This is a genomic window from Pseudomonas sp. MWU12-2319, from assembly GCF_023242525.1.
Lineage (GTDB): Bacteria > Pseudomonadota > Gammaproteobacteria > Pseudomonadales > Pseudomonadaceae > Aquipseudomonas > Aquipseudomonas gingeri_D.
In genome coordinates this window covers 44101-67185 of record NZ_JALJES010000031.1, presented here as the reverse complement: position 1 = coordinate 67185, position 23085 = coordinate 44101, and the positions used below count along the sequence as shown (strand labels likewise).

General features: G+C 61.7%; 25 protein-coding genes and 1 pseudogene. 13 read left to right on the top strand and 13 right to left on the bottom strand.

Annotated elements, in window-relative coordinates:
- Positions 1–394: 394 nt before the first annotated feature.
- The 3 genes from M5C01_RS31760 to M5C01_RS31750 all read right to left on the bottom strand — a co-directional run bounded on the left by M5C01_RS31760 (position 395) and on the right by M5C01_RS31750 (position 3134).
- Entirely contained in the window at positions 395–769 is a 375-nt protein-coding gene (locus M5C01_RS31760; protein ID WP_103499180.1) for a DUF2784 domain-containing protein, read from the bottom strand.
- Positions 770–834: 65 nt separating this feature from the next.
- Positions 835–1710 carry a 4-hydroxy-tetrahydrodipicolinate synthase gene (dapA, locus tag M5C01_RS31755; protein ID WP_103499179.1) on the bottom strand — a complete coding sequence of 292 codons (876 nt, stop codon included), beginning with the start codon at positions 1708–1710 and terminating at the stop codon, positions 835–837.
- 317 nt (positions 1711–2027) lie between these two features.
- Positions 2028–3134: an NAD(P)/FAD-dependent oxidoreductase gene (locus M5C01_RS31750; RefSeq protein WP_152742286.1), complete on the bottom strand. Its 1107-nt coding sequence runs from the start codon at positions 3132–3134 to the stop codon at positions 2028–2030.
- Positions 3135–3211: 77 nt separating this feature from the next.
- On the opposite strand from M5C01_RS31750, the gene M5C01_RS31745 reads away from it, so the two are divergent.
- Positions 3212–3649, top strand: a complete 438-nt coding sequence (locus tag M5C01_RS31745; protein ID WP_152742285.1) for a MarR family transcriptional regulator — start codon at positions 3212–3214, stop codon at positions 3647–3649.
- A 60-nt stretch (positions 3650–3709) separates the two neighbouring features.
- Here M5C01_RS31745 and M5C01_RS31740 read toward each other — a convergent pair.
- Together M5C01_RS31740 and M5C01_RS31735 are read right to left on the bottom strand one after the other, a co-directional pair.
- Positions 3710–3973: pseudogene (locus M5C01_RS31740) on the bottom strand (MbcA/ParS/Xre antitoxin family protein); the annotation flags it as partial.
- Between the two features lie 75 nt (positions 3974–4048).
- Positions 4049–4972, bottom strand: a complete 924-nt coding sequence (locus tag M5C01_RS31735; protein ID WP_100943078.1) for a LysR family transcriptional regulator — start codon at positions 4970–4972, stop codon at positions 4049–4051.
- A 103-nt stretch (positions 4973–5075) separates the two neighbouring features.
- On the opposite strand from M5C01_RS31735, the gene tam reads away from it, so the two are divergent.
- A complete protein-coding gene (gene tam, locus M5C01_RS31730; protein ID WP_152742284.1) occupies positions 5076–5840 on the top strand; it encodes a trans-aconitate 2-methyltransferase in 765 nt (254 codons plus the stop codon).
- Positions 5841–5870: 30 nt separating this feature from the next.
- On the opposite strand, the gene M5C01_RS31725 is transcribed toward tam, so the two are convergent.
- From M5C01_RS31725 to M5C01_RS31705, 5 genes are all read right to left on the bottom strand, one after another.
- The gene (locus tag M5C01_RS31725) at positions 5871–6212 is read right to left on the bottom strand and encodes a type II toxin-antitoxin system HicB family antitoxin (RefSeq protein WP_178130045.1); all 342 of its coding nucleotides are present in this window, start codon (positions 6210–6212) and stop codon (positions 5871–5873) included.
- Complete coding sequence (locus M5C01_RS31720) at positions 6209–6460, bottom strand: type II toxin-antitoxin system HicA family toxin (RefSeq protein WP_178130044.1); 252 nt, start codon at positions 6458–6460, stop codon at positions 6209–6211. The genes M5C01_RS31725 and M5C01_RS31720 overlap by 4 nt, the downstream gene beginning before the upstream one ends.
- A gap of 209 nt (positions 6461–6669) precedes the next feature.
- Complete coding sequence (ppnN, locus tag M5C01_RS31715) at positions 6670–8043, bottom strand: nucleotide 5'-monophosphate nucleosidase PpnN (protein WP_103499172.1); 1374 nt, start codon at positions 8041–8043, stop codon at positions 6670–6672.
- Positions 8044–8182: 139 nt separating this feature from the next.
- Positions 8183–9517, bottom strand: a complete 1335-nt coding sequence (locus M5C01_RS31710; RefSeq protein ID WP_152742282.1) for a HAMP domain-containing sensor histidine kinase — start codon at positions 9515–9517, stop codon at positions 8183–8185.
- Positions 9514–10254: a response regulator gene (locus M5C01_RS31705; protein ID WP_103499170.1), complete on the bottom strand. Its 741-nt coding sequence runs from the start codon at positions 10252–10254 to the stop codon at positions 9514–9516. Before M5C01_RS31705 ends, M5C01_RS31710 begins: the two co-directional genes overlap by 4 nt.
- A 110-nt stretch (positions 10255–10364) precedes the next feature.
- On the opposite strand from M5C01_RS31705, the gene M5C01_RS31700 reads away from it, so the two are divergent.
- Positions 10365–10541: a hypothetical protein gene (locus M5C01_RS31700; protein ID WP_177098878.1), complete on the top strand. Its 177-nt coding sequence runs from the start codon at positions 10365–10367 to the stop codon at positions 10539–10541.
- Between the two features lie 307 nt (positions 10542–10848).
- Here the strand turns inward: M5C01_RS31700 and M5C01_RS31695 are convergent, their stop codons facing one another.
- Complete coding sequence (locus tag M5C01_RS31695) at positions 10849–11793, bottom strand: sensor domain-containing diguanylate cyclase (protein ID WP_103499169.1); 945 nt, start codon at positions 11791–11793, stop codon at positions 10849–10851.
- 217 nt (positions 11794–12010) lie between these two features.
- Between M5C01_RS31695 and fabV the strand changes: the two genes are divergently transcribed.
- Positions 12011–13207 (top strand): enoyl-ACP reductase FabV, encoded by a 1197-nt coding sequence (gene fabV / locus M5C01_RS31690; protein ID WP_152742281.1) that lies wholly within the window; start codon positions 12011–12013, stop codon positions 13205–13207.
- Between the two features lie 123 nt (positions 13208–13330).
- Here fabV and M5C01_RS31685 read toward each other — a convergent pair whose 3' ends face one another.
- Positions 13331–14155, bottom strand: a complete 825-nt coding sequence (locus M5C01_RS31685) for an aspartyl/asparaginyl beta-hydroxylase domain-containing protein (protein WP_152742280.1) — start codon at positions 14153–14155, stop codon at positions 13331–13333.
- A gap of 193 nt (positions 14156–14348) precedes the next feature.
- Here M5C01_RS31685 and M5C01_RS31680 point away from each other — a divergent pair, with 193 nt between their 5' ends.
- The 3 genes from M5C01_RS31680 (at position 14349) to M5C01_RS31670 (ending at position 16146) form a co-directional block, all read left to right on the top strand.
- The gene (locus M5C01_RS31680) at positions 14349–15005 is read left to right on the top strand and encodes a ribonuclease T2 (protein ID WP_152742279.1); all 657 of its coding nucleotides are present in this window, start codon (positions 14349–14351) and stop codon (positions 15003–15005) included.
- A 128-nt stretch (positions 15006–15133) separates the two neighbouring features.
- Positions 15134–15832 carry an AzlC family ABC transporter permease gene (locus tag M5C01_RS31675; RefSeq protein ID WP_152742278.1) on the top strand — a complete coding sequence of 233 codons (699 nt, stop codon included), beginning with the start codon at positions 15134–15136 and terminating at the stop codon, positions 15830–15832.
- Positions 15832–16146, top strand: a complete 315-nt coding sequence (locus M5C01_RS31670) for an AzlD domain-containing protein (RefSeq protein ID WP_177097668.1) — start codon at positions 15832–15834, stop codon at positions 16144–16146. Before M5C01_RS31675 ends, M5C01_RS31670 begins: the two co-directional genes overlap by 1 nt.
- 27 nt (positions 16147–16173) lie before the next feature.
- On the opposite strand, the gene M5C01_RS31665 is transcribed toward M5C01_RS31670, so the two are convergent.
- On the bottom strand, positions 16174–17262 hold the full coding sequence (locus M5C01_RS31665) for a GlxA family transcriptional regulator (protein ID WP_103499163.1): 1089 nt from the start codon (positions 17260–17262) through the stop codon (positions 16174–16176).
- A gap of 99 nt (positions 17263–17361) precedes the next feature.
- Between M5C01_RS31665 and M5C01_RS31660 the strand changes: the two genes are divergently transcribed.
- From M5C01_RS31660 to M5C01_RS31635, 6 genes are all read left to right on the top strand, one after another.
- Positions 17362–18231: an ABC transporter substrate-binding protein gene (locus M5C01_RS31660; RefSeq protein ID WP_103499162.1), complete on the top strand. Its 870-nt coding sequence runs from the start codon at positions 17362–17364 to the stop codon at positions 18229–18231.
- Positions 18232–18297: 66 nt separating this feature from the next.
- Positions 18298–19086, top strand: coding sequence for an amino acid ABC transporter ATP-binding protein (locus M5C01_RS31655; RefSeq protein WP_152742277.1), 789 nt, complete (start codon positions 18298–18300; stop codon positions 19084–19086).
- A complete protein-coding gene (locus M5C01_RS31650; protein WP_103499161.1) occupies positions 19087–19743 on the top strand; it encodes an amino acid ABC transporter permease in 657 nt (218 codons plus the stop codon).
- Complete coding sequence (locus M5C01_RS31645; protein WP_152742276.1) at positions 19740–20423, top strand: amino acid ABC transporter permease; 684 nt, start codon at positions 19740–19742, stop codon at positions 20421–20423. Before M5C01_RS31650 ends, M5C01_RS31645 begins: the two co-directional genes overlap by 4 nt.
- A gap of 4 nt (positions 20424–20427) precedes the next feature.
- Entirely contained in the window at positions 20428–21852 is a 1425-nt protein-coding gene (locus tag M5C01_RS31640; protein WP_152742275.1) for an amidase, read from the top strand.
- Entirely contained in the window at positions 21852–23081 is a 1230-nt protein-coding gene (locus tag M5C01_RS31635) for a D-amino acid dehydrogenase (RefSeq protein ID WP_152742274.1), read from the top strand. The genes M5C01_RS31640 and M5C01_RS31635 overlap by 1 nt, the downstream gene beginning before the upstream one ends.
- The last annotated feature ends 4 nt before the right edge of the window (positions 23082–23085 follow it).

Here is a 23085-nt window from a genome sequence, read left to right as displayed (position 1 = left end):
CGCGGCGCCACCGGCGCTGTCGAGGCGGTCCATGTTGGCTTCGGTGGCGTGGCCGGCGTTGGCGCCCTTGATGGCGGCTGCGCCTTCTTCCTTGTCGAATTCGTCCCAGCTGAGCATCGGATGTTCCTTGTGTGGGGGTGTGGGTAGGCCTGGTTCACTGCCTGTTTGTCAGGCAGGTAGACACGTGTTTGGAGCTCCCGTTCAACAGGATTCACGGCACAAGCAGGCATTGGAAAACCCTGGCGCTCCAGGGGGATGAGAGGTGCCGTAGGAGAAGCATGGCACATCATGTAGTGTTTTTATGTGAAGTTGGCACACTATATGGTGGTTTTTGCGGTCGGTCAATCCGCTGGGGCGCAACGCGCTGTTTCGTCGCAGCTTCTCGGTGAGGTGTCTAGAGGGCGGCTTTCAGGCGGCGGGTTTTGAACAGATGCAGGTAAACCGTGAGGTTGAGCAAGAGCACCAAGGCGCCAAAGCCAAGCTGTATCGTCGGTGTCAGCCCGGCGGGGTAGATCAGCGGGATCAGGTAGTGCTCGATAAAGCCCTCGCCATAGCCGCCTTGTCCGGCGGCCTGGCGAAAGAGATTTTCCCAGCGGGTCAGCGGGCACTCCAGGTGGAAGACTTCGACAATCACACCCCAGGTTGCGGCGGGCAGGTGCAACCAGATCAACCGGCGCCATTTGAGCACCAGCAACCCGCCAAACAGCACGAACAAGATGAACAGCAGGTGAAACGACACCAGCCCGTCGGCCGCTATCCGGTAGAACATCTCGACTTCCTTTTCTGATCCATGACGTAAGTGCGGATATCCTACCCGGGTCGCTGGTCCGACCTCTACCGCGCGTTGGACTTGAGCGTTGCGAGGATGTCTTTCAGGCGCTGGGCTGTGGCTTCACTGCTGGTTTGCATGGGCGCGCGCAGTTCGTCACGAATCAACCCCTGAAGGGCGAGGGCGGTTTTCACCGGACCAGGGTTGGGCTCGACAAACAGGGCCTGGATCAGCGGCGTCAGTTGGAAAAATGTCGTCCTGGCAGCTGCGAGCTGCTGCTCCTGGATCTGCCGGTACAACTGGACGAACAACTCGGGATGGATATGCGCCGAAGCCGCAATTGCACCGGTTGCGCCGAGGCACATTGCATTGAACATCTGGTTGTCCTCGCCACACAGCACATCGACCAGGCCGCTGGCCAGCACCGCCAGGGTGTTGTTCAGGTTGCCGCCGCAGTCCTTGATGGCGACGATATTGTCATGGGCGACGATCCTGAGCAGGGTTGCCTGCTCGAAGCTCACCCCGGTGCGGTAGGGAATGTCGTAGACAATGATCGGCACGCTGGAGGCATCGGCGACAGTCTTGAAAAACGCTTCCAGGCCGGCCTGGGACGGGCGGATGTAATAGGGCGCAGGCACCAGCAGCCCGGCCAGGGGGCGCTTGAGTATCTCGCTCTGGAACTGCAGCAACTCGCTGAGGTTGTTGCCCGCCAGGCCCATTACCACCTTCTGTGGCGGGACCAGCTCCAGTACGGCATCCAGCACCGCCAGCTGTTCATGTTTGCCCAGTGCGGCGGCTTCCCCGGTGGTGCCACAGACCACGATGCCGTCGACGCCGCTGTCCAGCAGATGGCTGACCAGCCGCCGCAAGGCGACGAAGTCGATGGCCTGGTTCACGAACGGCGTAACGAGGGGGACCCAGATACCTTGAAACGATGACATGCACTTTCTCCTGATGGTTGACCGTGTCGTCACCGTCAGAAGCGTAGAAGGAAGTTGGCAGAAGAGGAGGGGTGACCCGTCGTCGCGCTCAATGTCCTGTCAGCTCATCTGACGGGACAGCGCGCCCCGGTCACATGAGCGACTGTTTCTTCGATTTAGGGGCAAACGCAACGCATGCCGGGGCCTTGGCATTCAAGCCAACGGCGACAGCAATGAGGTTGAGCGTTGCGTACATGTTTGTTTACACCCTGGATCAGGCGTCCATTTTTAAAAGCTGGCGCCGGGTTTGTCAATTGCCGATGTCGATCGAGTGTGGCTCAGGCTTCGGCGCCCAGATGACTTTTCATCAGTTCCAGGTTCTCTTCGACCGAGTCGGCCATCATCATTTTGTCGGCCTCGGCGGCGGCGAGGGCGGCGCGCTCGAACATCACCCGTTCATGGGCTCGAACCGCGGCTTTCCAGTCCTGGTCGTCCAGCAGCGCATCCGCCAGGTCCACCGCATCACGCAACGCCAGGTTGGCGCCTTCGCCGGCGGGTGGCATCAGGTGCGCGGCATCGCCCAGCAGGGTAACGCCGTCGCGGTGCTCCCAGCGATGGCCGATCGGCAGCACATGAACCGGCCAGGGGCGTACAGCTTCGTCCGCTACGTGAATCAGTTGCAGCAAGGAGGCGTCCCAACCCTTGAAGTCTCGGAGCAGGTCGCTCCTGGTTTTTGCTTCGTGCGCTGTTACCTGCCGATGCAAGGCGGCATACACGCGGATATGGGCGTTTGCGTTGCGTTGGGCAAAGATTGTCTGGCGTTTGCCCTTGGCAATCAGCATGCCGCGCCCGACCCGTTGCGCCACCTCAGGATAACGGGCATCGGCGTCGGGGATCGACAGTTCATGCAAGGTGAGTCCGGTGAACGCGGGCTGTGTTGTCGAGACCAGAGCGCGCACCTTGGACCAGGCACCGTCGGCGCCGACCACCAGCTCAAAGCGCTGATTCAGGCCGTTGTCGAAGCGCAGCTCGGTATAGCCGTCGTCCTGTTGTTCGGCTTCCCTGAGGGTGTGGCCCCAGCGCAAAGTGTCTTCCGGGATCGATTCCAGCAGCAGCTCCCTGAGCTGGCCGCGATCGATCTCGGGGCGGTCGCCGCTGGCAGCATCGGCTTTTTCCATCTGCAACGTACCGTGTTGGTCGAACAGCCGCAGGCCCTGGTCTTCGTAGCGGGCCAATTGCTGAAAGGTTTCGAACAACCCGCCCAGGCGTAGCGCGTATTGGCCGGTTTCCACGTGCAGGTCGAGCATGCCGCCCTGTGGCCGCTGCGAGATGGACTCATCACGCTCGAAGATCAGGAAAGGCACGCCTTTGAGGTACAGCATACGGGCGAGCATCAAGCCGCCGAGGCCGGCGCCGACGATGGCGATACGTGGAGTCGAGACCATGGTGTCATTCCAGAGCGGGGTTTGTCATAGGCACCTATGATGAATTAGCATAGGTGCCTATGACAAGGGGTCGTTAGATGAACAATTTAGATCTGAACCGGGTGCCGTCCTTCCTGATCAAGCGCGTGTCGCAGGAGTTGATCCGGCAGGCCGAGGTGCGTTTGCGCCCGCTGGGAATCGGCATGGCCAGCATGCCGGTGTTGGGTGCGCTGCAGCGGGGGGAAGCGCGGACCCAGGCTGAGCTCGCGCGTTTGTTGCAGGTCGAGCAGCCGTCCATGGCCCAGACCCTGGCTCGTCTGGAGCGGGACCAGTTGATCCGCCGCCGGCCCGATCCGGAGCACAAACGCATCCAGATCGTGGAGTTGACCGAGCTGGCGCTGACCCGGATACCGCAGGCGAAAGAGATTCTGTGGGAGGGCAATATCAAGGCGCTGGCGGGTTTCAGTGATGAGGAGGTGGAGCGTTTTGTGGACTTTCTGCAGCGGGCCAATGCCAATTTGCGCGTTGATTCCTGAAGCCACTCACACGGGACGTACGGCGTGGGTACGTCTCGACAGGTCGGAAAACGCTCTAGGTTAAAAGGTAAGACCTTCCGCCAGACGTATGAGCATTTCCTCTACCTGACGGGTTCCCTGAATAGTCGACAGCATGGTCATGGGACTTTTCCCCGAGAAGTGTTCCTTGGGTTTGGACAACCAGCGCTTGGCTTTCTCATCATTGCCGAAAAGCGTATTCGCTATGGCGGTGATGCGAACCGCACGAAGCAATGGGTCGCTATCATTGATAGTCAGCCGCTGGTCCTTGGCTGTACGTGTCTTGAGGGGGGTGAGAGGAATGATGGGGACACCTCTTTTTATACGGCATTTATCGAATAGAGTCCGGTAAATGCCGGATAATTGAAAGTGCCAGTGCTTTCAGATTTGCGCTGATGGGGTCTCCATTGCCGCCGCCTCGATCACCAACTCCCGAAACCGCCGCAGTACCGACGAGCTATCGCCCACGCGGGTCGCCAGGTGCAGCGGTGCGATCAGTCCCGGACACTGTGATAACGCGCGATAGGCAATGCCGTCGCCCCGCAGGCGCTGCATCGAGGCCGGGACGATGGAAACCCCCAGGCCGGCGGCGACCAGGCTCAGGGTGGCGGCCATGCGTGGGGCTTCCTGAATCACCTGTGGGCTGAATCCCGCCTCGCGACACGCCACCAGAATGGCGTCGTAGAGCCCCAATCCCACCCGACGTCGATACAGCACAAAGGCTTCGCCGGCGAGCGCGGACAAGGGCAGGGGGACGCGGGTGTCTTGTGCCAGGGGATGATCCATCGGCAGTGCCAGCAACATCGGTTCGACCAGAATCGGTTCGGCCTGCAAGGTCGGTGTACCGCTCAAGGGCGAGCGCACGAAGGCGGCATCCAGGCGTTCGTGCACCAGCGCATCCATCAACTCCCCGGTGCCGGCTTCTTCCAGAATCACCGAAACGCCGGAAAACGCCTCGCGAAAGTGCCGCAGCACGCCCGGCACAAACGGGTGCAGCGCTGCCGAACTGGTGAAGCCGATACCAAGCCGCCCCTGTTCACCCCGGGCAGCGCGACGCACCACCTCGGTCACGCCCTCGGCCCGTGCCAAGACAGCACGGGCTTCTTCCAGCAACGCCAGGCCTGCCGTGGTCGGGCGAACACCCCGTGGCAGGCGTTCCATCAACGCCACGCCCATCTCGGCCTCCAGCTTCTGCAGCAGGCGGGTGAGGGGCGGTTGTTGCATATGCAGACGCTCCGCCGCCCGGGTGATATGACCTTCTTCAGCGATCACGACAAACGCATGCAAGCGACGCAGCTCTAGCATTTCGATACCTTTTCAGTATGGCAGTTTGTCATTATTAGCATTTGTCATCATGGCGTGCAAAACCTACGCTTGTGCTCACTCCCCATGCACAAGAGGAAGCGTGATGACCTGGTCAGCCAAGCAATATTCGACATTTGAAGAAGAGCGCACCCGTCCCGTCCGCGATCTGGTGGCCGCCATCCCTACTGGCACGGTCGGCGTGGCTGTCGACCTGGGTTGCGGTCCGGGCAACTCCACCGAAGTCCTGGCCCAGCGTTTTCCCGAGGCGCGGGTCACCGGCATGGACAGCTCCGAGGATATGCTCGTCAGTGCTCGGGCGCGCTTGCCCGCGTTGAATTTCGAACTCGCCGATATCGCCACCTGGAACCCGGATCAAACCTTCGATGTGATCCTGGCCAATGCCTCGCTGCAATGGGTGCCGGATCACGCCACGCTCTATCCCCATCTGGTGAGCAAGTTGGCGGCTGGTGGCAGCCTGGCGGTGCAGACTCCGGACAATATGCAGGAGCCATCGCACCGGCTGGCGCGGGAAGTGGCCGCCAGCGGACCGTGGGCGGACAAGATCGCGACGGTTCGGCACCCGCCGCGGCACGACGCGAGTTTCTATTACGAACTGTTGCGTCCGCACTGCAGTCACGTGGATGTCTGGCGCACCACCTATCACCACCCGTTGGCCGGCGGTCATGCCGCCGTGGTGGAGTGGTTCAAGGGCTCGGCGCTACGGCCGTACCTGGTACCCTTGGATGAGGGGCAGAAAGCGGCATTTCTGCAAGCTTACCTGACGGCGATCACCGGGGCTTACCCGGCGCTCGCCGACGGAACGGTGCTGTTGCCGTTTCCCAGGTTGTTCGTGGTCGCGACTCGCTGAGGCTTGCTCAGGGGCCTCTGCCTGAGTCGATCAGGCATGCTGCAGCAGATACTCGCTCAGGGCCTGACGGGTCAGGTCATTGAGCGTCACCTTCTGGCGCGTCGCGGTCAACGCGGCGGCCAGATGGAGATCGTGACCCACGCGCACGTTGAATGAGCCCTTGCAGGGCATCTCGGGCGCCTGGTTCAACTGTTTGCAGGTGTCGAGGTAGTCGTCAACGGCCCCCTTGAACGCCGTTTCCAGTTCCGCCACGGTTTGCCCCTCATAACTTACCAGCGCGCGGATGAACTGGAGCTTGCCGAACAGGCAGTTGTCCTCGACGCTGGCTTCGATGGAGCCGTAATAGCCTTTGTAATGCATCTGATTACTCACGAAATCAGTCCTCCTGAACGCAGGTGATCAATCACCTGACGCTTGATATAGGTTTTCAGCTCGTTGCCAGGATGAGGTTTGTGCAGGTTGATCGCTGCCTGCGGGTCACCGTTGTCGAATTTGACCCGGCTGCCTGAGCCTTCAAGCCGGCGGTAACCAAAGTGACCCAATAGCGTCACCAGTTCCGTCCAGGTACAGCTCGACCAGGGGTTGAGCAGTTTAGCGAGCAATTTTTCATTCTTGGACACCAAGCCTCCTTGCTGCAACTAAATATAGTTGCACTGATGTTGAGGGTCAAGAGTGAAGGGTTTTGCCGGGGCGTTCAATAGGGTTTTCGGGCTTGTTTACGTTTCCTGAGGGCTTTTGGGATGGGTCCTACGGGGGGCGATGTGGTGGGCGCAGGAGGGCGATCTGTTTGCACCGGCTTGGCAGATACAAACAGATCGTTGTCGCAGGTTTAGCTCACTACGCGATAGCAAGGCACATAAGCCGCGCCACCGGGGAGCTTCATGCGGTGTTGTTCAACGAAGGCCTTGAGCAGCTTGTCCAGCGGCTGCATCACCGCCGCGTCGCCATGGATCTCGTAGGGGCCGTGCTCCTCGATCAGGCGGATGCCCTTGTCCTTGACGTTGCCGGCGACTATCCCGGAAAACGCCCGGCGCAGGTTGGCCGCCAGTTCGTGGGGGGGCAGGCTGCGGCTGAGGTTGAGGCTCGCCATATTGGCGTGGGTCGGATCGAACGGGTGCTGGAAGCCGCCATCGATCTTCAGCAGCCAGTTGAAGTGGAAGGCGTCATTGCGTTCGCGGCGGAACTGTTTGACCGCCTTCAACCCGTGGGCCATCTGCCGGGCCACCTGGGCCGGGTTGTCGATGATGATTTCGTAGTGCTTCTGCGCTTTTTCACCCAGGGTCGCGACCACAAAGGCGTTCAGTTGCTGAAGGTAGGCTTCTGCACTGCGCGGGCCGGTCAGGATCACCGGGAACGGCAGTTCGCGGTTGTCCGGGTGCATCAGGATGCCGAGCAGGTAAAGGAATTCTTCGGCCGTACCGGCGCCGCCCGGGAAGATGATGATGCCGTGGCCCACCCGCACGAACGCCTCAAGGCGTTTCTCGATGTCGGGCATGATCACCAGCTCGTTGACGATCGGGTTCGGCGCCTCGGCGGCGATGATCCCCGGCTCGGTCAGGCCCAGGTAGCGGCCGGTGGTGATGCGTTGCTTGGCGTGGGAAATGGTCGCGCCTTTCATCGGCCCCTTCATCACCCCAGGACCGCAACCGGTGCAGACATCCAGACTGCGCAGGCCCAGTTCGTGGCCGACCTTCTTGGTGTACTGGTATTCCTCGGTGCTGATGGAGTGACCGCCCCAGCACACCACCATTTTCGGCTCCAGGCCGGGGCGCAGGGTGCGTGCGTTGCGCAGCAGGTGGAAAACGTAGTCGGTGATGCCCTGGGAACTGTCCAGGTCGATGCGCTGGCTCTCCAGTTCGTTTTCGGTGTAGACGATATCGCGCAGGGCACTGAAGAGCATTTCGCGGGTGCTGGCGATCATTTCGCCATCAACGAAGGCATCGGCCGGGGCGTTCAGCAGTTCCAGGCGGACCCCACGATCCTGCTGGTGAATACGGATCTCGAAATCCTTGTAGGCTTCGAGGATGGTCTTGGCATTGTCGACATGGGCGCCGGTGTTGAGGATGGCCAGGGCGCACTGGCGGAATAATGTGTAGATGCTGCCGGAGCCGGCTTCGCTCAGTTGCTGCACTTCACGTTGGGAAAGGGTTTCGAGGCTGCCCTTGGGGCTAACCGAGGCGTTGATTACCGATCGTTGGGTCATGCTTTATTCCATCAAGGCGATGTCGCCGGGCTGCTAAGGCGCCGGCTGCACCAGAAAGGCTTCGCGCGCACGCGTGTTCCTAGCATAGCTAAATCAGGCACCCAGGTGGTTGGTGCCGGTTGGCTCAGCTTGCAGGATTTTAACGCGTCGCGAAACCCGCAGGCGTATCGCCCATGTTCAGCTCAAGCTCCGCACACAGCCCTCCGCCATCACGATTGCTCAGGGTCAATGTGCCGCCCATGGCGGTTGCCAGTTGCTGGGCGATGGCCAGGCCCAGGCCGGTCCCACCGGTGCTGCGGTTGCGCGAGCTTTCCACGCGATAGAAGGGCTTGAGGACTTCTTCCAGTTCCGCCTGGGCTATACCCGGACCGCGGTCCAGGACCAGGATCGACAATCGTCGGTTTTTCTGGGGGGTGATAACGATCTGCGCGCTGCCGGCGAATTTCAGTGCGTTGTCCACCAGGTTGACCAATACGCGTCGCAGGGCATGGGGGCGGGTGTCGATCAGCCCGCCGTTCTTGCCGATCAGCTCCACGGCTTGACCGCTGTCCTGATAGTCGAATACCAGGCTGTCGAGAAAGGCGTCGAGGTCGATGCGGCAATTGGCTTCGGTGGCGCCATGCACGCTGCGGGCATAGGCCACGCCTTCACGCACCAGGTGTTCGATTTCGCCCAGGTCCTGCCAGAGCTTGTCCTTCTCGGTGGAGTCGTCCATGAACTCGGCCCGCAGCTTCATGCGCGTGATGGGGGTTTGCAGGTCATGGGAAATCGCCGCCAGCAGTTGCATGCGCTCCTTGAGATAGGCGGCGATACGCGCCTGCAGGGCGTTGAAGGCCGCCGCCGCGCGGGCCACTTCGGTCGGGCCGGCTTCGTCCAGATGTACGCCGTGGGTATTGGGGTCAAGGTTTTCCACGGCATGGGCCAGGCGGGTCAACGGGCGCACTGCAATCCGCACTGCCAGCCAGGCGCAGCCGAGCATCAGCAGCAACTGACCGAGCAGGACAAAGGGCAACCAGGGCGACATGGGCATGACCGATGGGGTGACGTCGAGAGTCACCGGACTGCCGTCACGCAGTTTCAGATGGGCCTGGAAGTGTTTGCGCGGGCCGGGAATGTCGCTGAAGGTCAGCGGGTAGTCACGCCCGATGGCCTCTTTGAGCGAGGGGACGGCGATCGGCACTTCATCCGGTTGCATGGGAATGCCGGGAACACCCTCGTTCAGCAGGTAGCGGTAGTTGTGCCGTTCAAGGCGTGGCAACCAGCTTTCGCGTTCGCTCGCCGGCAGGCGTTCAAGAATGGCGATGGAGGTCGAGACATCGGTTTCCAGGTTGCCGAGCATGGCGGTCTTGGCGCTCTGATAGCGCTCGTAGGACTGCGCGCCGAAGGACAGCGCCTGGGCGAGGATCAGCCCGGCGAGGAAGATCAGCGACAGCCGTGAGCCCAGCGTGCGCGGCCAGAGCAGGACCGGTTTCATTGGGTTGCACCGAGGATTTCCACCGGCAGTGAGAACACATAACCCTCACTGCGCACGGTCTTGATATAGGCCGGCTCGCGGGCATCGTCCAGCAACCGTTGGCGCAGGCGGCTCACCAGCAGGTCGATGGAGCGGTCGAACAGATCGGCGTCGCGGCCCTGGGTTAGGTTGAGCAACTGGTCGCGGTTCAGGACCCGTTGCGGATGGTCGAGAAACACCCGCAACAGGCGATATTCGGCGCCGCTGAGGGCCACCAGGGTGCCGTTTTCATCCAGCAGGTGGCGGGCGCTGGTGTCGAGCTTCCAGCGGCCGAACCCCAGCAGTCGACCACTTTCGGTGACGATCAGGTTGGGTGGCAGCATCCGTGTGCGGCGCAGCACCGAGTTGATCCGGGCCAGCAGCTCGCGGGCGGCGAAGGGTTTGACCAGGTAATCGTCGGCGCCCATTTCGAGGCCGATGATGCGGTCGGTTTCGTCGCTGCGGGCGGTCAGCATCAGCACCGGCGTGGCCTTGTGCTTGCCGGCGCGCAGTTCACGGCACAGCAGCAGGCCGTCGTCGCCGGGCATCATGATGTCCAGCACGATCAGGTCCACCGGCGTGGTTTCGAGGAAGGTACGCATCTGCCGGCCATCGGCGACCACCGTGGTACGCAGGCCGTTCTTCTTGAGGTAGTTGCCCACCAGCTCTCTGATCTCGCGGTCATCGTCCACGATCAGGATGTGATCGACATGATCCATGGGGCCGGGCTCCGTCAATGTTGGTTTAGGGCACAGTCTAGCGAGGGCTGTGGCGGCTGGCATCGGGCCTTTGTATTGCAGTGTATCTGGCGGGCTACGGATACACAGGCATGCAAAAACGCCTGGCGTCGGCGGGACAAGACTGGCCATTGGCCGAGGGATTTGTATTGATCTTTCCGACCACTGCAATGAAGGCAGCTGAGTTGCCGTGGTTTTTTTCGCCCCTTGCCAGGCACTGTTTACCGCGCCATGAAAAAGTAGCGCCCACGACAAGTGCCTTGGATTAATCAAGTTCGGATATTTGAATGACCTAAAAAAAGCCACCGCACAAAGTGCAGGGCACTCGGCGCAGTAGCTAAAACTTACCAAAGGGATGATGAAGTCGAGATGACTCAATAACTGTTCCGCGCAAGTGCCCGGAGAATAGTTGAGGCATAACGTTGCCATCGGCGCGAACTCTACCATCGTGGCTTGATGATCGCTTATCAGCTGCATCGATAGTCATTATTGATACAAATCCGCGCGATTGTATCGGCGGCGACGTCGGAGCGTCCGACGCCGAGCTTCGATCTCGATATCCAGTGAATCCATCGGTCAGTCGCTGAAGTTGGCGTACTCGGCCCCCATGCGGCCGTTGCGTTTGACCTTGTAGAGCAACTCATCGACTTTCTCGACAAAACCCAGTGCCGCTTCATCGACGGCGGGGCGTATGGTGCCGACTCCGAGGCTGAGACTCAGCAGCCCGGAAATCGCCGACTTCTCATGTTCGATCTGCTGCTGGCGAATCAGTTGCAGGCATTTATCCGCCACTTGCCGAGCCTTGTCCGCCGGTGTTTCGGGCAATAGCCAGATGAACTCTTCACCGCCGATCCGGGCAATAAAGTCCCGTGGCCGATTGGTCGCCTGGGACAGGGTCTGGGCCACTTGTCGCAGGGCCTCGTCACCCCTGATATGCCCGTAGTGGTCGTTGTACTGCTTGAAAAAGTCGATATCCAGGATAATCAGCGACAGCGGCAGTTGATTGCGCTGGGCATGTTCCCACTCCCGGGCGAGCACGGTGTCGAACATACGACGATTGGCAATACCGGTCAGGCCATCCTGGAACGAGTACTCCTCCAACTGCTTTTGCAGGCGGATCAGGTGTTCCTCGGTTTTCTTGCGTTCGCTGATATCGAACATAAAGCCGATCAGCGCCTCGACTTCGCCGTCCTTGCGCACCACATGCACCACATCGCGGATCCAGACGTATTCGCCGTCGCGGGTCAGTGCCCGGTAGTCGGCCTCGTGGTCGACGCCAGCCTTGGACTGCGACACACAGAAGTTCACCACATACTCCCGATCATCCGGGTGCATGCGTGACACCCAGTCATCGATCCCGACCCAACTGTCCGGTGTCCAGCCGAGCAGGGTCTCGATCTGTGGGCCGATGTAGCTGAAGGTCATGGTTTGCCAGTCGATTCGCCAGGGAATGGCCTTGGTCGATTCGAGCAGGGTCTTGTAGACGTCACTATCGGTTTCGGTAGAAGGCGTGGCGCTCATGATCGATCAGGCTTCGCTGGTGGAGGTGGGCGCTAGAATGTTGCGCGCACGAGGGCTAATCAAGGTCCAGGCGATACATGGCAAGGGAATTTGCTTTCCCCGCGCGGGCCTGTGTTGTAAAAGCAGTGACGCATCGGCTTTTTGAACGTCTATGACTAGAATCCGCGACGCTGCTTACCGTCAGTGTCGATATCGGCCTATGAAAAAAGGGAACCTTATGATCATCAAACCACGCGTTCGTGGCTTTATCTGTGTGACCACCCACCCAGTGGGTTGTGAAGCCAACGTCAAGCAACAGATTGACTACGTCACCCAGCAAGGCCCGGTCAGCGACGGACCGAAGAACGTCCTGGTGCTCGGTGCATCCACCGGTTACGGCCTGGCGGCGCGCATCACCGCGGCTTTCGGCTGCGGTGCCAACACCCTGGGGGTGTTCTTCGAGCGTGAAGGCGACGAAGGCAAGCTCGGCACCGCCGGTTGGTACAATAGCGCCGCGTTCCACAAGTTTGCCGAAGAGAAAGGCCTGTACGCCATGAGCATCAATGGCGACGCCTTCTCCGATGAAGTCAAGCGCCTGACCATCGAGACCATCAAGCGCGACATGGGCAAGATCGACCTGGTGGTCTACAGCCTGGCGGCCCCGCGTCGTACCGATCCGAAAACCGGTGAAGTCTACAGCTCGACGCTCAAGCCGATCGGCAAGTCGGTCACCCAGCGCGGACTGAACACCGACAAGGAAGAGGTCAACGTCACCACGCTGGCCGAGGCGACCCAGGAAGAGATCGACGGTACCGTCAAGGTCATGGGTGGCGAAGACTGGCAGCTGTGGATCGATGCCCTGGACGAGGCCGGTGTGCTGGCTGACGGCGCGAAAACCACCGCCTTCACCTACCTGGGCGAAAAACTGACCCACGACATCTACTGGAACGGTTCCATTGGCGCGGCCAAGAAGGACCTGGACCAGAAGGTCCTGAAGATTCGTGAGCGTCTGGCGGCCAAAGGCGGCGACGCGCGGGTTTCGGTGTTGAAAGCCGTGGTCACCCAGGCGAGCTCGGCGATCCCGATCATGCCGCTGTACCTGTCGCTGCTGTTCAAGGTGATGAAGGAGCAGGGCTCCCACGAAGGTTGCATCGAGCAGGTCTACGGCCTGTACAAGGACAGCCTGTACTCGCCGACCCCGATCCTCGACGAAGACGGCCGCCTGCGTGCCGACTACAAGGAGCTGCAGCCTGAGGTCCAGGCGCAGGTGGCGAAGCTGTGGGATGCGGTCACCACCGAAAACCTCAACGAACTGACGGATTTTGCCGGCTACAAGGCCGAGTTCCTGCGTCTGTTCGGTTTCGGGGTCGAAGGGGTGGATTACGAGGCCGACGTCAGCCCGGACGTGGCGATTGCCAAGCTGATCCAGGCCTGAATCAGCGCCCGCGTCCCGCGGGGTTGAGGCGGGCACTTGAGGGGCTGGTCAACCCAGCGCCTCAAGGCTATTGCCGGGTTTGGCCGCGCAGCTTCGAAGGCGCGGCGCAACCTCCAGCCGTTATTACTTGATGACCTTCCAGTTCTTGTAGAAGCCCTGGCGCAGGGTGAACGCCGCGCTGGCGAACGCAGCGATCGCACCGCTGATAATGCGCGGGGCGTAGGACGGGCGGACGATATCGATGAACAGGCAGTAACGTTTGGCGTCGTTCTTGTTGAACGAGGCGTGCAGCAGCGTGTCATCGAAAATGAACAGCGGGTCATCATGCCAGTAATGCTTTTGCTTGCGGCACTGGATGTAGACGCCGTCGTGGTGCGGCGCCGGGGCCATGTTGTAGAGCACGCGGAACATCATGCGCAACGGGCCGAAGTGGAAGGACGTCGAGCGGTTTTCATTGAAGACCGACACGCCAACGGTCTTGACGTAGGGGAACTTCTGCTGAAGTTCCGAGATATCCAGTTCGGTGTCGATCTTGCGTCCGTACCACTGGAAGAACAACATGCCGCGCTTGTTTTCCGCCATCCGTGAGTCGAGGTACTGGATGATCTCGTCCTTGTGGCTCATCGCCTTGTCGATGACTTGCTGCAGGTCGCGCTGGCAGTCTTCTGGCAGGTCCTGCATCTTGTAGATGCCGCGATTGGGCTTGCTGATCAGGTCGAACAGCGAGTTGAAGGGCGACAGTACCCAGGTGTTGCGGCCGTTGCCGATAAAATACTTCTTCGCCAGCTCGGCGGTGTAGATGCCGTTGCGCAGGAAGTCATAGACACCGCAAACCGCGACCAGGAGCAGAAAACCGAGAATGGTTTTCGGAAAGCAGTAGATCAGCAAGAGTACGGCCAGGGTCCAGAGGGCGGAGACGACTTTCTTGCGGATGTTGCGAATACTCATGAAACCTGCTCCTAGAGCGACTACGTCAAGTGCGGCGTGCGCCGGGACGGCGCGGCAAAGCCTGGAAAAAAGTGCTGAATGTTACTGTTTTGCAGTGACATTTAACAGTTATTGTTCAAGGCAGACCTTGATCTGACGCTATGGTTACGATGTTTTGAGCGCCATGATGGCGCCCGATGGGATAGGAAAACCAATGAAATTATCTTCTGTAGTCGTCTTGTTCATCGCCCTGACGATGGGCCATGCAAGTCTCAGCGAAGCCCGGCAATCGAGGCAGCAGACGGAGTCGGTGGCGGGGGTCTTCGATTACTACCTGCTGACCTTGTCCTGGTCGCCGACCTTCTGCCTGACTCATGCCAAGGATCAGCAGTGCAGCGGCAAGGGTTATGGTTTTGTGCTCCATGGCTTGTGGCCGCAGTATGCCAAGGGCGGCTGGCCACAATCCTGCCCGCCACTGACACCCTTGACGCAGCAGGAGCGGCAAAAGGGCCTCACCCTGTTTCCCTCGGGCAAACTGCTGGAGCATGAGTGGGACAAGCACGGTACCTGCAGTGGCCTGGGCGCCTCTGGCTACCTGAATGCGGCCGACAAGGCGCTGGGGACAGTGGTGGTTCCACCCGCCCTGCAACCTTCGACGACGCCGCGGGAATACTCCGCCGACCAGATCCTCCAACTGTTCCGCCAGAGCAATCCGGGGATGCCGGAGGGTGGGGTGACGGTGCGTTGCAGCGGACCGGAACTGGCCGAGGTGCGTGTGTGCCTGACCAGGGACCTGGGCTTCGGCGAGTGCGGCAAGGGCGTCAGGAATCAATGCCGACAAGGGCCGGTGCGCGTGCCGCCGATTCGCTGATTGCTCCGGGATACCTGGGCGGCGCTTGATTCGACGCGCGGCTCAAGTGCCCGTTTGTGCACAAATGTTCAAGACAGGCGTGCGGCGGGCTGGCAAAGTCGGCGTCTTTTTCTGTGTGCCCGAGTCTTATGTCCGATCATCTGTTACCTCGCACCGCTTTCCTGCGCGGTGCCGTGGCCATCATGCCGCTGTCCCTGGCGACCGCGCCCTGGGGATTGCTGGCCGGTTCCATGGCCATCGAGGCCAACCTGACGCCGCTGCAAGGCCAGGGCTTGTCCAGCATCGTATTTGCCGGTGCCGCGCAACTGGTGGCGATCGGCATGCTCAAGGGCGGCGCGGGGATTTTCTCGATCCTGCTCACCACCGCGCTGCTGACCTCGCAACACCTGTTGTATGGCATGAGCATGCGCTCGGTGATTTCCCCGTTGTCCGGCCGCTGGCGGGTCGGCCTGGGCTTCCTGCTGACCGACGAGCTCTTTGCCTTGACCAGCCAGCACGACAAGCAACAGTTCAACCGCTGGTATGCGCTGGGCGTGGGGTTGACGTTCTATATCGCCTGGAACCTGTTCACCCTGGCGGGGATCGTGCTGGGCCGCAGCATTCCCGGTCTTGAGCATCTGGGGCTGGATTTCTCCATCGCGGCGACCTTTATCGCCTTGATCACCCCGGTGGTACGCAATGTGCCGACCGTGGTCTGTGTGGCGGTGTCGTTGTTCTGTTCGGTGCTGTTCAGCTACTGGCAGTTGGGTTCGGCCCTGGTGTTGTCGGGGCTGGCGGGAATGACGGCAGGATTTCTCTGCAACAAGCTGTATCGGGGGCACGAATGATCGTCTGGGCAGTGATTTTCGGGATGGGGCTGCTGGTGTTCCTCAACCGTTACGTGTTTCTCGAACCCCGCTTGCCGGTGCGCCTGAGCAGCAATGCCCGGCAGTTCCTCGGTTTTGCCGTGCCGGGCATGCTCACGGCGATCTGCGGGCCGATCGTGTTCATGCCCGATCACCAGTTGAACCTGCAGTATGACAATCCGTACCTGCTCAGTTCGCTGGTGGCCATCGGCCTGGTGCTCTACACCCGCAATACCTTGCTCAGCATGTTGCTGAGCATGGCGTTCTTTTTTCTGCTGCGCTGGTGGTTGGCGTGATATTCAACTGAGCGGTCTTCACACCGATCACGGACCGGCGTGCTTCAGCAACTCCTTGCGCAATTTGCCCGGTGACAGGCCGAACAGGCTCTGGAAATGCCGGATGAAATGCGGCGCGTCGGCAAAGCCGCATTCAAAGGCGATTTCGCCGATCTGTCGATCCGAGCTGACCAGCAGCCAGCGCCCGAAGCGGAGCCGCACCTGGCGATAGAACTGCGCCGGGCTGGTATCGGTTTCCGCCATGAACAACCGTTCCAGCTGGCGCTTGCTGGTGCCGACCCAATGGGCGATGGCCTCGATTTCCAGCGGTTCGGCCATGTGTTTTTCCATCAGCATCACCGCCTCGTGCAAACGCCGGTTGGACGAGCTGGCATAACCCAGGGCCTTGCGTCGGTCGAGAAAGCTGCCGGTGCCGCTCTTGGCCACGGTCATCTGGTGCACCACCTTGCCGGCGCGGTCCGGGCCGCAGTGCATGCCGATCAGATGCACCGCCAGCTCGATCACCGACACACCGCCGGCACAGGTGATGCGGTCCTTGTCGATCAGGAAGTCGTTGTGGGTGATAAACCGCAGGGTCGGGAACAGGCGTTTCCAGTCATCGGCATGGTAGGCGTGCACGCAGGCGGTGTGGCCATCCATCAGCCCGTGACGGGCCAGGACGAAGCTGCCGGTGCACAAGCCGATCAAGGGCACGCCGGCCGCCGCCGCCTGGTGCAGGAACGCCGGGTAGCTTTTCGGCACATCGGCCAACGAGTCCAGCAGGCCGCCGATCACCACGATGTAGTCGAAGCGTTGCGGGTCGCCCATTTCGCTATCGATCGGCACGTCCAGTCCACCGCTTGAGGCCACGCGTTGCCCCGGTGTGCCCAGCACCTTCCATTCGCAACGGATCGGCCGGCTCTGGTCGCCGGTGTCGGCGGCGTGGCGCAGGGCATCGGTCAGCCCGGACAAGGACAGCAACGGAAAACGCGGCCAGAGCACGATGCCCACCGACAGTTCCGCCGTTCCGCGGCGCTTGTGTGGGGCGGGTGCCGGTTGCTGGTCGAGGCGCGCCACCAGGCTCGGCTCGCCGGCCTCGTTCGCGGTTTCATGCAGATGTCGCAAATATTCAATCATTCGTGCAAAGCATCCAACTGATTTATGTGCCCTCGGCCCTAGGATGGAGGCCTGCCCAACATCCTGTCGTTCAATAAGAAAACCAACGAGGTGCACACGATGAACAAGCCTGACATGCAACGTTTTGCCGGCCTTTGCGCCGGATTGATACTGTCCCTGCTGGCCGCGGGACCGGTGTTCGCGCTGGATACCGTGGAGCCGGGCAGCCTGACCATCGCCTTCAGCGGTGACATGCCGGGGACTGGTTATCAAGATAGCAAGATGGTCGGTTATGACGGTGAAATCCTTCAACAAATTTCCGAGAAACTCGGGATGAAGGTCAAGCCGGCGCTGATGGAGTGGTCGGGAACCATTGCCTCGGTGCAGGCCCGCCGCGTCGATGTTATGGCCGGGACCATGGGCTGGACCGAGCAACGCTCGAAAATCATGGCCCTGAGCGATCCGATCCACTATTTCAAGAACGGCATCACCCAGACCGACAAGACCGATTGGAAAACCCTCAAGGACCTGCAAGGCAAGAAGGTCGGGACCATCACCGGGTTCTCCTTCATTCCTGAAATGCGCAAGATCCCGGGGCTGCAAGTGACGCTCTACGATACCTCGGACGCCGCCGTGCGTGACCTGCTGGCCGGGCGTATCGACGCGGTGATCGGTGATCCGCCGGTCATGCAGTACGCCATTTCGCGCAATGCCCAGTGGCACCTGCATTTCAATGCCTTCACCGACAACGACCCGGATTTTCCCTTGCTGACCGGGCTGGGGCAGGTGGTGTTCGGGTTCAACAAGGACAATCCGCAGTTGCTGGCGGCGGTCAATGCGCAGATCGAGGCGCTCTGGAAAACCTGCGAGATGCGCAAGATCGGCGCTCGCTACGGCCTGACCCAGGATGTCTGGTTCATGCCCCAGGGCAAGGACCTGCGCCTGAGCGTCGACCGTCCGGCGGATTGGAAACTGCCTGGCTGCCAATAATAAAGCGTGGTGCGCAGGGTCAGGTAGTCGACCCTGCGCCGGACCGAGAAAAAGCGGGTGAGCAAGATGTCCAACCTGGTAGAACCTGCGCTGTTGCGCGTGTGTGATCTGTACAAGAGTTATGGCGACCTGGAGGTGCTCAAGGGCATCAGCCTGGAGCTCAAGGCCGGGGAAACCCTGTCGCTGATTGGCCCGAGCGGTTCCGGCAAGTCGACCTGCCTGCGCTGCATCAATTACCTGGAGAAGCCCAGTCGGGGCGAAATCTGGCTCGGCGATGAACTGATCGGGCAAGCCCGGGACGGTTCGCGCCTGCGTTTGCTGAGTGACCGGGAAATGGCCCCGCAGCGGCTGGAGATCGCCATGGTCTTCCAGCTGTTCTACCTCTGGCCGCACTTGAACGTACGCGACAATGTCGCGCTGGGCTCGATCAAGGCCCGAGGCATGCCGCGCAAGCAGGCTTACGAGCTGGCCGAAGCCATGCTGGAGAAGGTCCATCTGCGGCACAAGGCCGATGCCTATCCCGAGCAGTTGTCCGGCGGGCAGCAGCAGCGGGTAGCGATTGCCCGGGCCCTGGCGCAGCAACCCAAGGTGATCCTGTTCGATGAGCCGACCTCGGCCCTCGACCCCGAACTGGTGGGCGAAGTCCTGGCGGTGATCCGCGAACTGGCCGAAGAGGGCCGGACCATGATCATGGTCACCCACGAAGTCCGCTTTGCCCGCGATGTGGCCGACCGGGTGATCTTTATGGACGGCGGCCATATCGTCGAGCAGGGGCCTTCCGCCCAGGTGATCGACACGCCCAGCCACGAGCGCACCCGCAGCTTCCTCGGGCGCATGGCCATGGAGCAGGCTTGAATGAGCAGCCTCCAGACCTTTTTCGGCTTGTTGCCCCTGCTGTTGAGCGGTGCCCTGACGGCACTGGAAATCGCCCTCTGCACTCTGGTGCTGGCCAGTATCGGCGGCCTGGCGCTGGCGGTGTGGCTGACCTTCAGCCGTTCGCGACTGGTGCAGGCGGGCATTGCCTGTTTTATCGAATGGATGCGCAACGTGCCGGCCCTGGCGCATTTGTTCCTGATCTACTTCGGCCTGTCGTACCTGGGGATCAATCTGCCCGCGTGGCTGGCGGCCATCGTCGGCCTGAGCCTGGTGGGCAGTGCCGTGCTCTGCGATATCTTTCGCGCCGGCCTGCAGTCGTTGCATGTCGGGCAATACGAGGCCGGTCTGGCGGTCGGGCTGACCCGGATGCAGATACTGGCCAACATTCTTCTGCCGCAGTCGCTGCGCCGTTCGTTGCCGGCCTTCGCCAACTATGTCACGCAGTTGATCAAGGACACCTCCATCGCCTCGGCCATCGCCGTGCCGGAAATCATGTTCCTGGCACGCAACCTGGTGACTTCGACCTTCCAGACCTCGCTGATCTACTTCGCGGTGATGTGCATCTACGCCGCGATGATTCTGCCCATCGGCCTGGGTTTTATCCGTCTTGAACGGCATTGGGGGAGCGCACGATGATCAGTTTCCTTGCGCAATACCCCGAGTACTGGAGCGACTGGAGCGCGCGCCTGCTGCAAGGCGGGGTGGTCACCGCGAAGTTGTCCCTGGGCGGTTTTGCCCTGGCGGCGCTGCTCGGCAGCTTGCTGACCTGGGCCTTGCGCGGCCCGTTTGCCTGGCTGCGGCGTTCGGCGGTGTATTTCATCCAGGGCATGCGCGCACTGCCTTTATTGGCTTTGTTGCTGGCGCTGTATTTCTCCCTGCCGAGCCTGGGCCTGACCTTGTCCGGCTTCGAGGCCGGCATCCTCGGGCTGGGGTTGCAGGGCAGTGCCTATATCGCCGAGATCCTGCGCGGCGGCCTTGATGCCCTGCACCGGGGGCAGCGGGAGTCGGCGATTGCCGTCGGCCTGACGCCGTTCCAGGCGTTCACCGCGGTGATCCTGCCCCAGGCGATTCGCGGGATGTTGCCGCCATTGCTCAACGCCTATGTGTCGATCCTCAAGGACAGTTCGCTCTGTGCCCTGATCGCCACCGATGAGTTGATGCTGGCTGCCCGGGCGATTGCCTCGGAGAGCTTTCTGCCGATGCACATCTTCCTGTTGGTCGGCCTGTTCTATTTCGTGATCGCGTTCCCGCTTTCCCTGCTGTCGCGAGTGCTTGAGAAGCGCTTTTCCCGTGGCCGCAAAAGCCTGAGAGGTTGACTGGATGAATTCCCTGGATCACAGCACTTTCCACAGTATCGGCCAATTGCAGCAGGCGCTGCGCAGCGGCCGACTGACCAGCGAGGCCCTGGTGCGCGGCCAACTGGCCCGTATCGAACGCTTCAACGGCCAGCTCAATGCCTATGTCGAGGCGTACACCCAGCGTGCGCTGGGGGCGGCGATCGCTGCTGACCAGCAGCGTGCCGCCGGGGTCGATCTCGGGCCGTTGCACGGCATTCCGGTGGCGATCAAGGATCTGTTTGAAATCGCCGGGCAGGCCATCACCGGTGGCTCGTTGGCGCAGCGTCCGCGCATCTCCCGCTTCACGGCAACCGCCGTGCAGCGCCTGGAGCGGGCCGGCGCGATTATCCTGGGCAAGACCCACACGGTGGAGTTCGCCTTCGGCGGCTGGGGCACCAATGCGGTGATGGGCACGCCCTGGAATCCCTGGGACCGCGAAGTCCATCGGGCGCCGGGCGGTTCCAGCAGCGGCTCGGCGGTAGCGGTGGCCAGCGGCCTGGCCAGTGCGGCCCTGGGCACCGATACCGGCGGATCGGTGCGGATTCCCGCCGGTATGTGCGGCTTGGTGGGATTGAAGACTACCCGTGGGCTGATCAGTCGTCATGGGCTGATCGAACTGTGTCCGTCGCTGGACTCGGTAGGCCCGATCACCCACACCGTTGAGGATGCGGCCTGGATGCTCGATGCCTTGCTTGGCCCCGACCCACTGGACCCGGTCTCGGCGCGGGCGCCGATCTTCAGCGCTGCGGCGGGCCTCAATCAACCGGTGGCCGGTATGAGAATCTGGGTGTTGCCTCAAGCCGAACGCGCGGCCATTGCCCCCGATATCCTGGCGGCCTACGATCGTGGGCTGGAGCAACTGGTCGCCTTGGGCATGCATCTGGTGGAACAGCCGCTGCCACGCTCGCTGGAACTGTGCATGCGGGTGGCCGGCGGACTGATGAGCGCCGAAGGTTATGCCAGTCTCGGTGCGCTGTTCGAACAGAGCGACCTGCGCTTCGACCCCCACGTTCAGCGTCGCGTATTGAGCGGCAAGGCCATCGATTCGGCGGCCTATATCGATCTGCACAATCAGCGCCGCGCCGCGCGCAAGGCTATGCAGGAGGCGATGCTGAATATCGACGCCTGTGTGTTCCCGACCAATGCCGTCGGCAGCGTGCCGCTGGATCAAGTGGATGAGTACGGCACGCCGCTGGCCCTGCTGGGGCGTTTCGCCAACCTGCTCAATCTGTGTTCGGTGGCATTGCCGGTGGGTTTTGACGGCCAGGGCATGCCGGTGTCGATGCAGATCGTCGGCAAGGCGTTCGCCGAGCCGCTGATCCTGCGCATCGGTCATGCCTATCAGCAGCAGACCGACTGGCATCAACTGACGCCGAGCGGCTGGGCCCTGGACAAGGAGGCGGTGTAATGGAGATTTGCGTGGTGGGCGCGGGGATCGTCGGGCTGAGCAGTGCCTGGTGCCTGCACCGGGCCGGGCATCGCGTCACGGTGATCGACCAGGCGTCCGGCCCCGGTATGGGCGCCGTGGGCGGCAACGGCGCGCAGTTGAGCTACAGCTATGTGCAGCCGCTGGCCGATCCGTCGCTGTTGCCGGGGATCCCCAAGCTGTTGCTCGACCGTAGCGGGCCGTTGCGCTTCACCCCGCAGTGGAGCCCGGAACAATGGCGCTGGTGCATGGCGTTCCTGGCGGCCTGCCGGACTTCGGTCTCGCGCCAGACCACGGTGGAGTTGTTGGCGCTGGCGGCCGAGAGCCGTCAGGCCCTGGACGGGTTTATGCAAGAGCAGCGTCTGGACTGCGATTTCACCCGCACCGGGAAGCTGGTGCTGTACCCGGACGCCGAAGGGCTGGACAAGGCGCAGCGCCAGGTGCGGTTCCAGGCGGGGCTGGGCTCGCGACAACAGGTGGTCAGCGCCAGTGAGGCGGTGGCGATAGAGCCGGCGCTGGCCGGTTATCAGTCGGCGTTTCATGGCGCGATTCACACCGACAGCGAATGCGCGGTGGACGGTCTCAAGCTGTGTCGCGAAATGGCCCGGTTACTGGCAGGCGAGGGCGTACAACTGTTGTTCGACCGCAAGCTCGAAGGTTTCCAGCGCCGTGGTGAGCGAATCACCGCGCTGAACCTGAGACATGCCCATAAAGGAACCGAAGTGTTGCACAGCGAGGCGGTGGTCCTGGCGGCAGGCGCCTACAGCACCGGCTTGCTGGCGCAATTGGGCAGCCGTCTGCCGGTCTATCCGCTCAAGGGCTACAGCATTACCCTGCCGATTACCGAGCACACCCGGGCACCGACGGTCAGCATCACCGATATGCGCCGCAAGACCGTGTTCGCCCGGATCGGCGACCGCCTGCGGGTGGCGGGGATGGTGGAGTTGTGTGGTATGGATGCGTCGATTCCGGCGGCGCGGATCGAGCAGTTGCGGGCCTCGACCGAGGCGCTCTTTGGTGAAGGCTGGAACGTCGACGATTGTCAGCCCTGGAGCGGCTGGCGGCCGGCGACGCCCACCGGTAGGCCTGTGCTTGAACACCGTGCAGGCAGTAACCTGTATCTAAACACCGGGCATGGCGCACTGGGCATGACCCTGGCCTTTGGCAGCGCGCAGCGCCTGGTGCGGTTGGTCGAACACGCGGCCGGCTGAAGTT

What these genes read in the sequence shown, in the direction of transcription:
- M5C01_RS31650 (WP_103499161.1), top strand. Translation starts at nt 19,087, where the DNA reads ATGAGCAGCCTCCAGACCTTTTTCGGCTTGTTGCCCCTGCTGTTGAGC.
- M5C01_RS31660 (WP_103499162.1), top strand. Translation starts at nt 17,362, where the DNA reads ATGAACAAGCCTGACATGCAACGTTTTGCCGGCCTTTGCGCCGGATTG.
- M5C01_RS31640 (WP_152742275.1), top strand. Translation starts at nt 20,428, where the DNA reads ATGAATTCCCTGGATCACAGCACTTTCCACAGTATCGGCCAATTGCAG.
- M5C01_RS31655 (WP_152742277.1), top strand. Translation starts at nt 18,298, where the DNA reads ATGTCCAACCTGGTAGAACCTGCGCTGTTGCGCGTGTGTGATCTGTAC.
- M5C01_RS31675 (WP_152742278.1), top strand. Translation starts at nt 15,134, where the DNA reads ATGTCCGATCATCTGTTACCTCGCACCGCTTTCCTGCGCGGTGCCGTG.
- M5C01_RS31685 (WP_152742280.1), bottom strand. Translation starts at nt 14,155, where the DNA reads ATGAGTATTCGCAACATCCGCAAGAAAGTCGTCTCCGCCCTCTGGACC.
- M5C01_RS31665 (WP_103499163.1), bottom strand. Translation starts at nt 17,262, where the DNA reads ATGATTGAATATTTGCGACATCTGCATGAAACCGCGAACGAGGCCGGC.
- M5C01_RS31705 (WP_103499170.1), bottom strand. Translation starts at nt 10,254, where the DNA reads ATGGATCATGTCGATCACATCCTGATCGTGGACGATGACCGCGAGATC.
- M5C01_RS31645 (WP_152742276.1), top strand. Translation starts at nt 19,740, where the DNA reads ATGATCAGTTTCCTTGCGCAATACCCCGAGTACTGGAGCGACTGGAGC.
- M5C01_RS31745 (WP_152742285.1), top strand. Translation starts at nt 3,212, where the DNA reads ATGAACAATTTAGATCTGAACCGGGTGCCGTCCTTCCTGATCAAGCGC.
- M5C01_RS31750 (WP_152742286.1), bottom strand. Translation starts at nt 3,134, where the DNA reads ATGGTCTCGACTCCACGTATCGCCATCGTCGGCGCCGGCCTCGGCGGC.
- M5C01_RS31695 (WP_103499169.1), bottom strand. Translation starts at nt 11,793, where the DNA reads ATGAGCGCCACGCCTTCTACCGAAACCGATAGTGACGTCTACAAGACC.
- M5C01_RS31760 (WP_103499180.1), bottom strand. Translation starts at nt 769, where the DNA reads ATGTTCTACCGGATAGCGGCCGACGGGCTGGTGTCGTTTCACCTGCTG.
- dapA (WP_103499179.1), bottom strand. Translation starts at nt 1,710, where the DNA reads ATGTCATCGTTTCAAGGTATCTGGGTCCCCCTCGTTACGCCGTTCGTG.
- M5C01_RS31700 (WP_177098878.1), top strand. Translation starts at nt 10,365, where the DNA reads ATGCAAAAACGCCTGGCGTCGGCGGGACAAGACTGGCCATTGGCCGAG.
- fabV (WP_152742281.1), top strand. Translation starts at nt 12,011, where the DNA reads ATGATCATCAAACCACGCGTTCGTGGCTTTATCTGTGTGACCACCCAC.
- M5C01_RS31735 (WP_100943078.1), bottom strand. Translation starts at nt 4,972, where the DNA reads ATGCTAGAGCTGCGTCGCTTGCATGCGTTTGTCGTGATCGCTGAAGAA.
- M5C01_RS31635 (WP_152742274.1), top strand. Translation starts at nt 21,852, where the DNA reads ATGGAGATTTGCGTGGTGGGCGCGGGGATCGTCGGGCTGAGCAGTGCC.
- tam (WP_152742284.1), top strand. Translation starts at nt 5,076, where the DNA reads ATGACCTGGTCAGCCAAGCAATATTCGACATTTGAAGAAGAGCGCACC.
- ppnN (WP_103499172.1), bottom strand. Translation starts at nt 8,043, where the DNA reads ATGACCCAACGATCGGTAATCAACGCCTCGGTTAGCCCCAAGGGCAGC.
- M5C01_RS31680 (WP_152742279.1), top strand. Translation starts at nt 14,349, where the DNA reads ATGAAATTATCTTCTGTAGTCGTCTTGTTCATCGCCCTGACGATGGGC.
- M5C01_RS31710 (WP_152742282.1), bottom strand. Translation starts at nt 9,517, where the DNA reads ATGAAACCGGTCCTGCTCTGGCCGCGCACGCTGGGCTCACGGCTGTCG.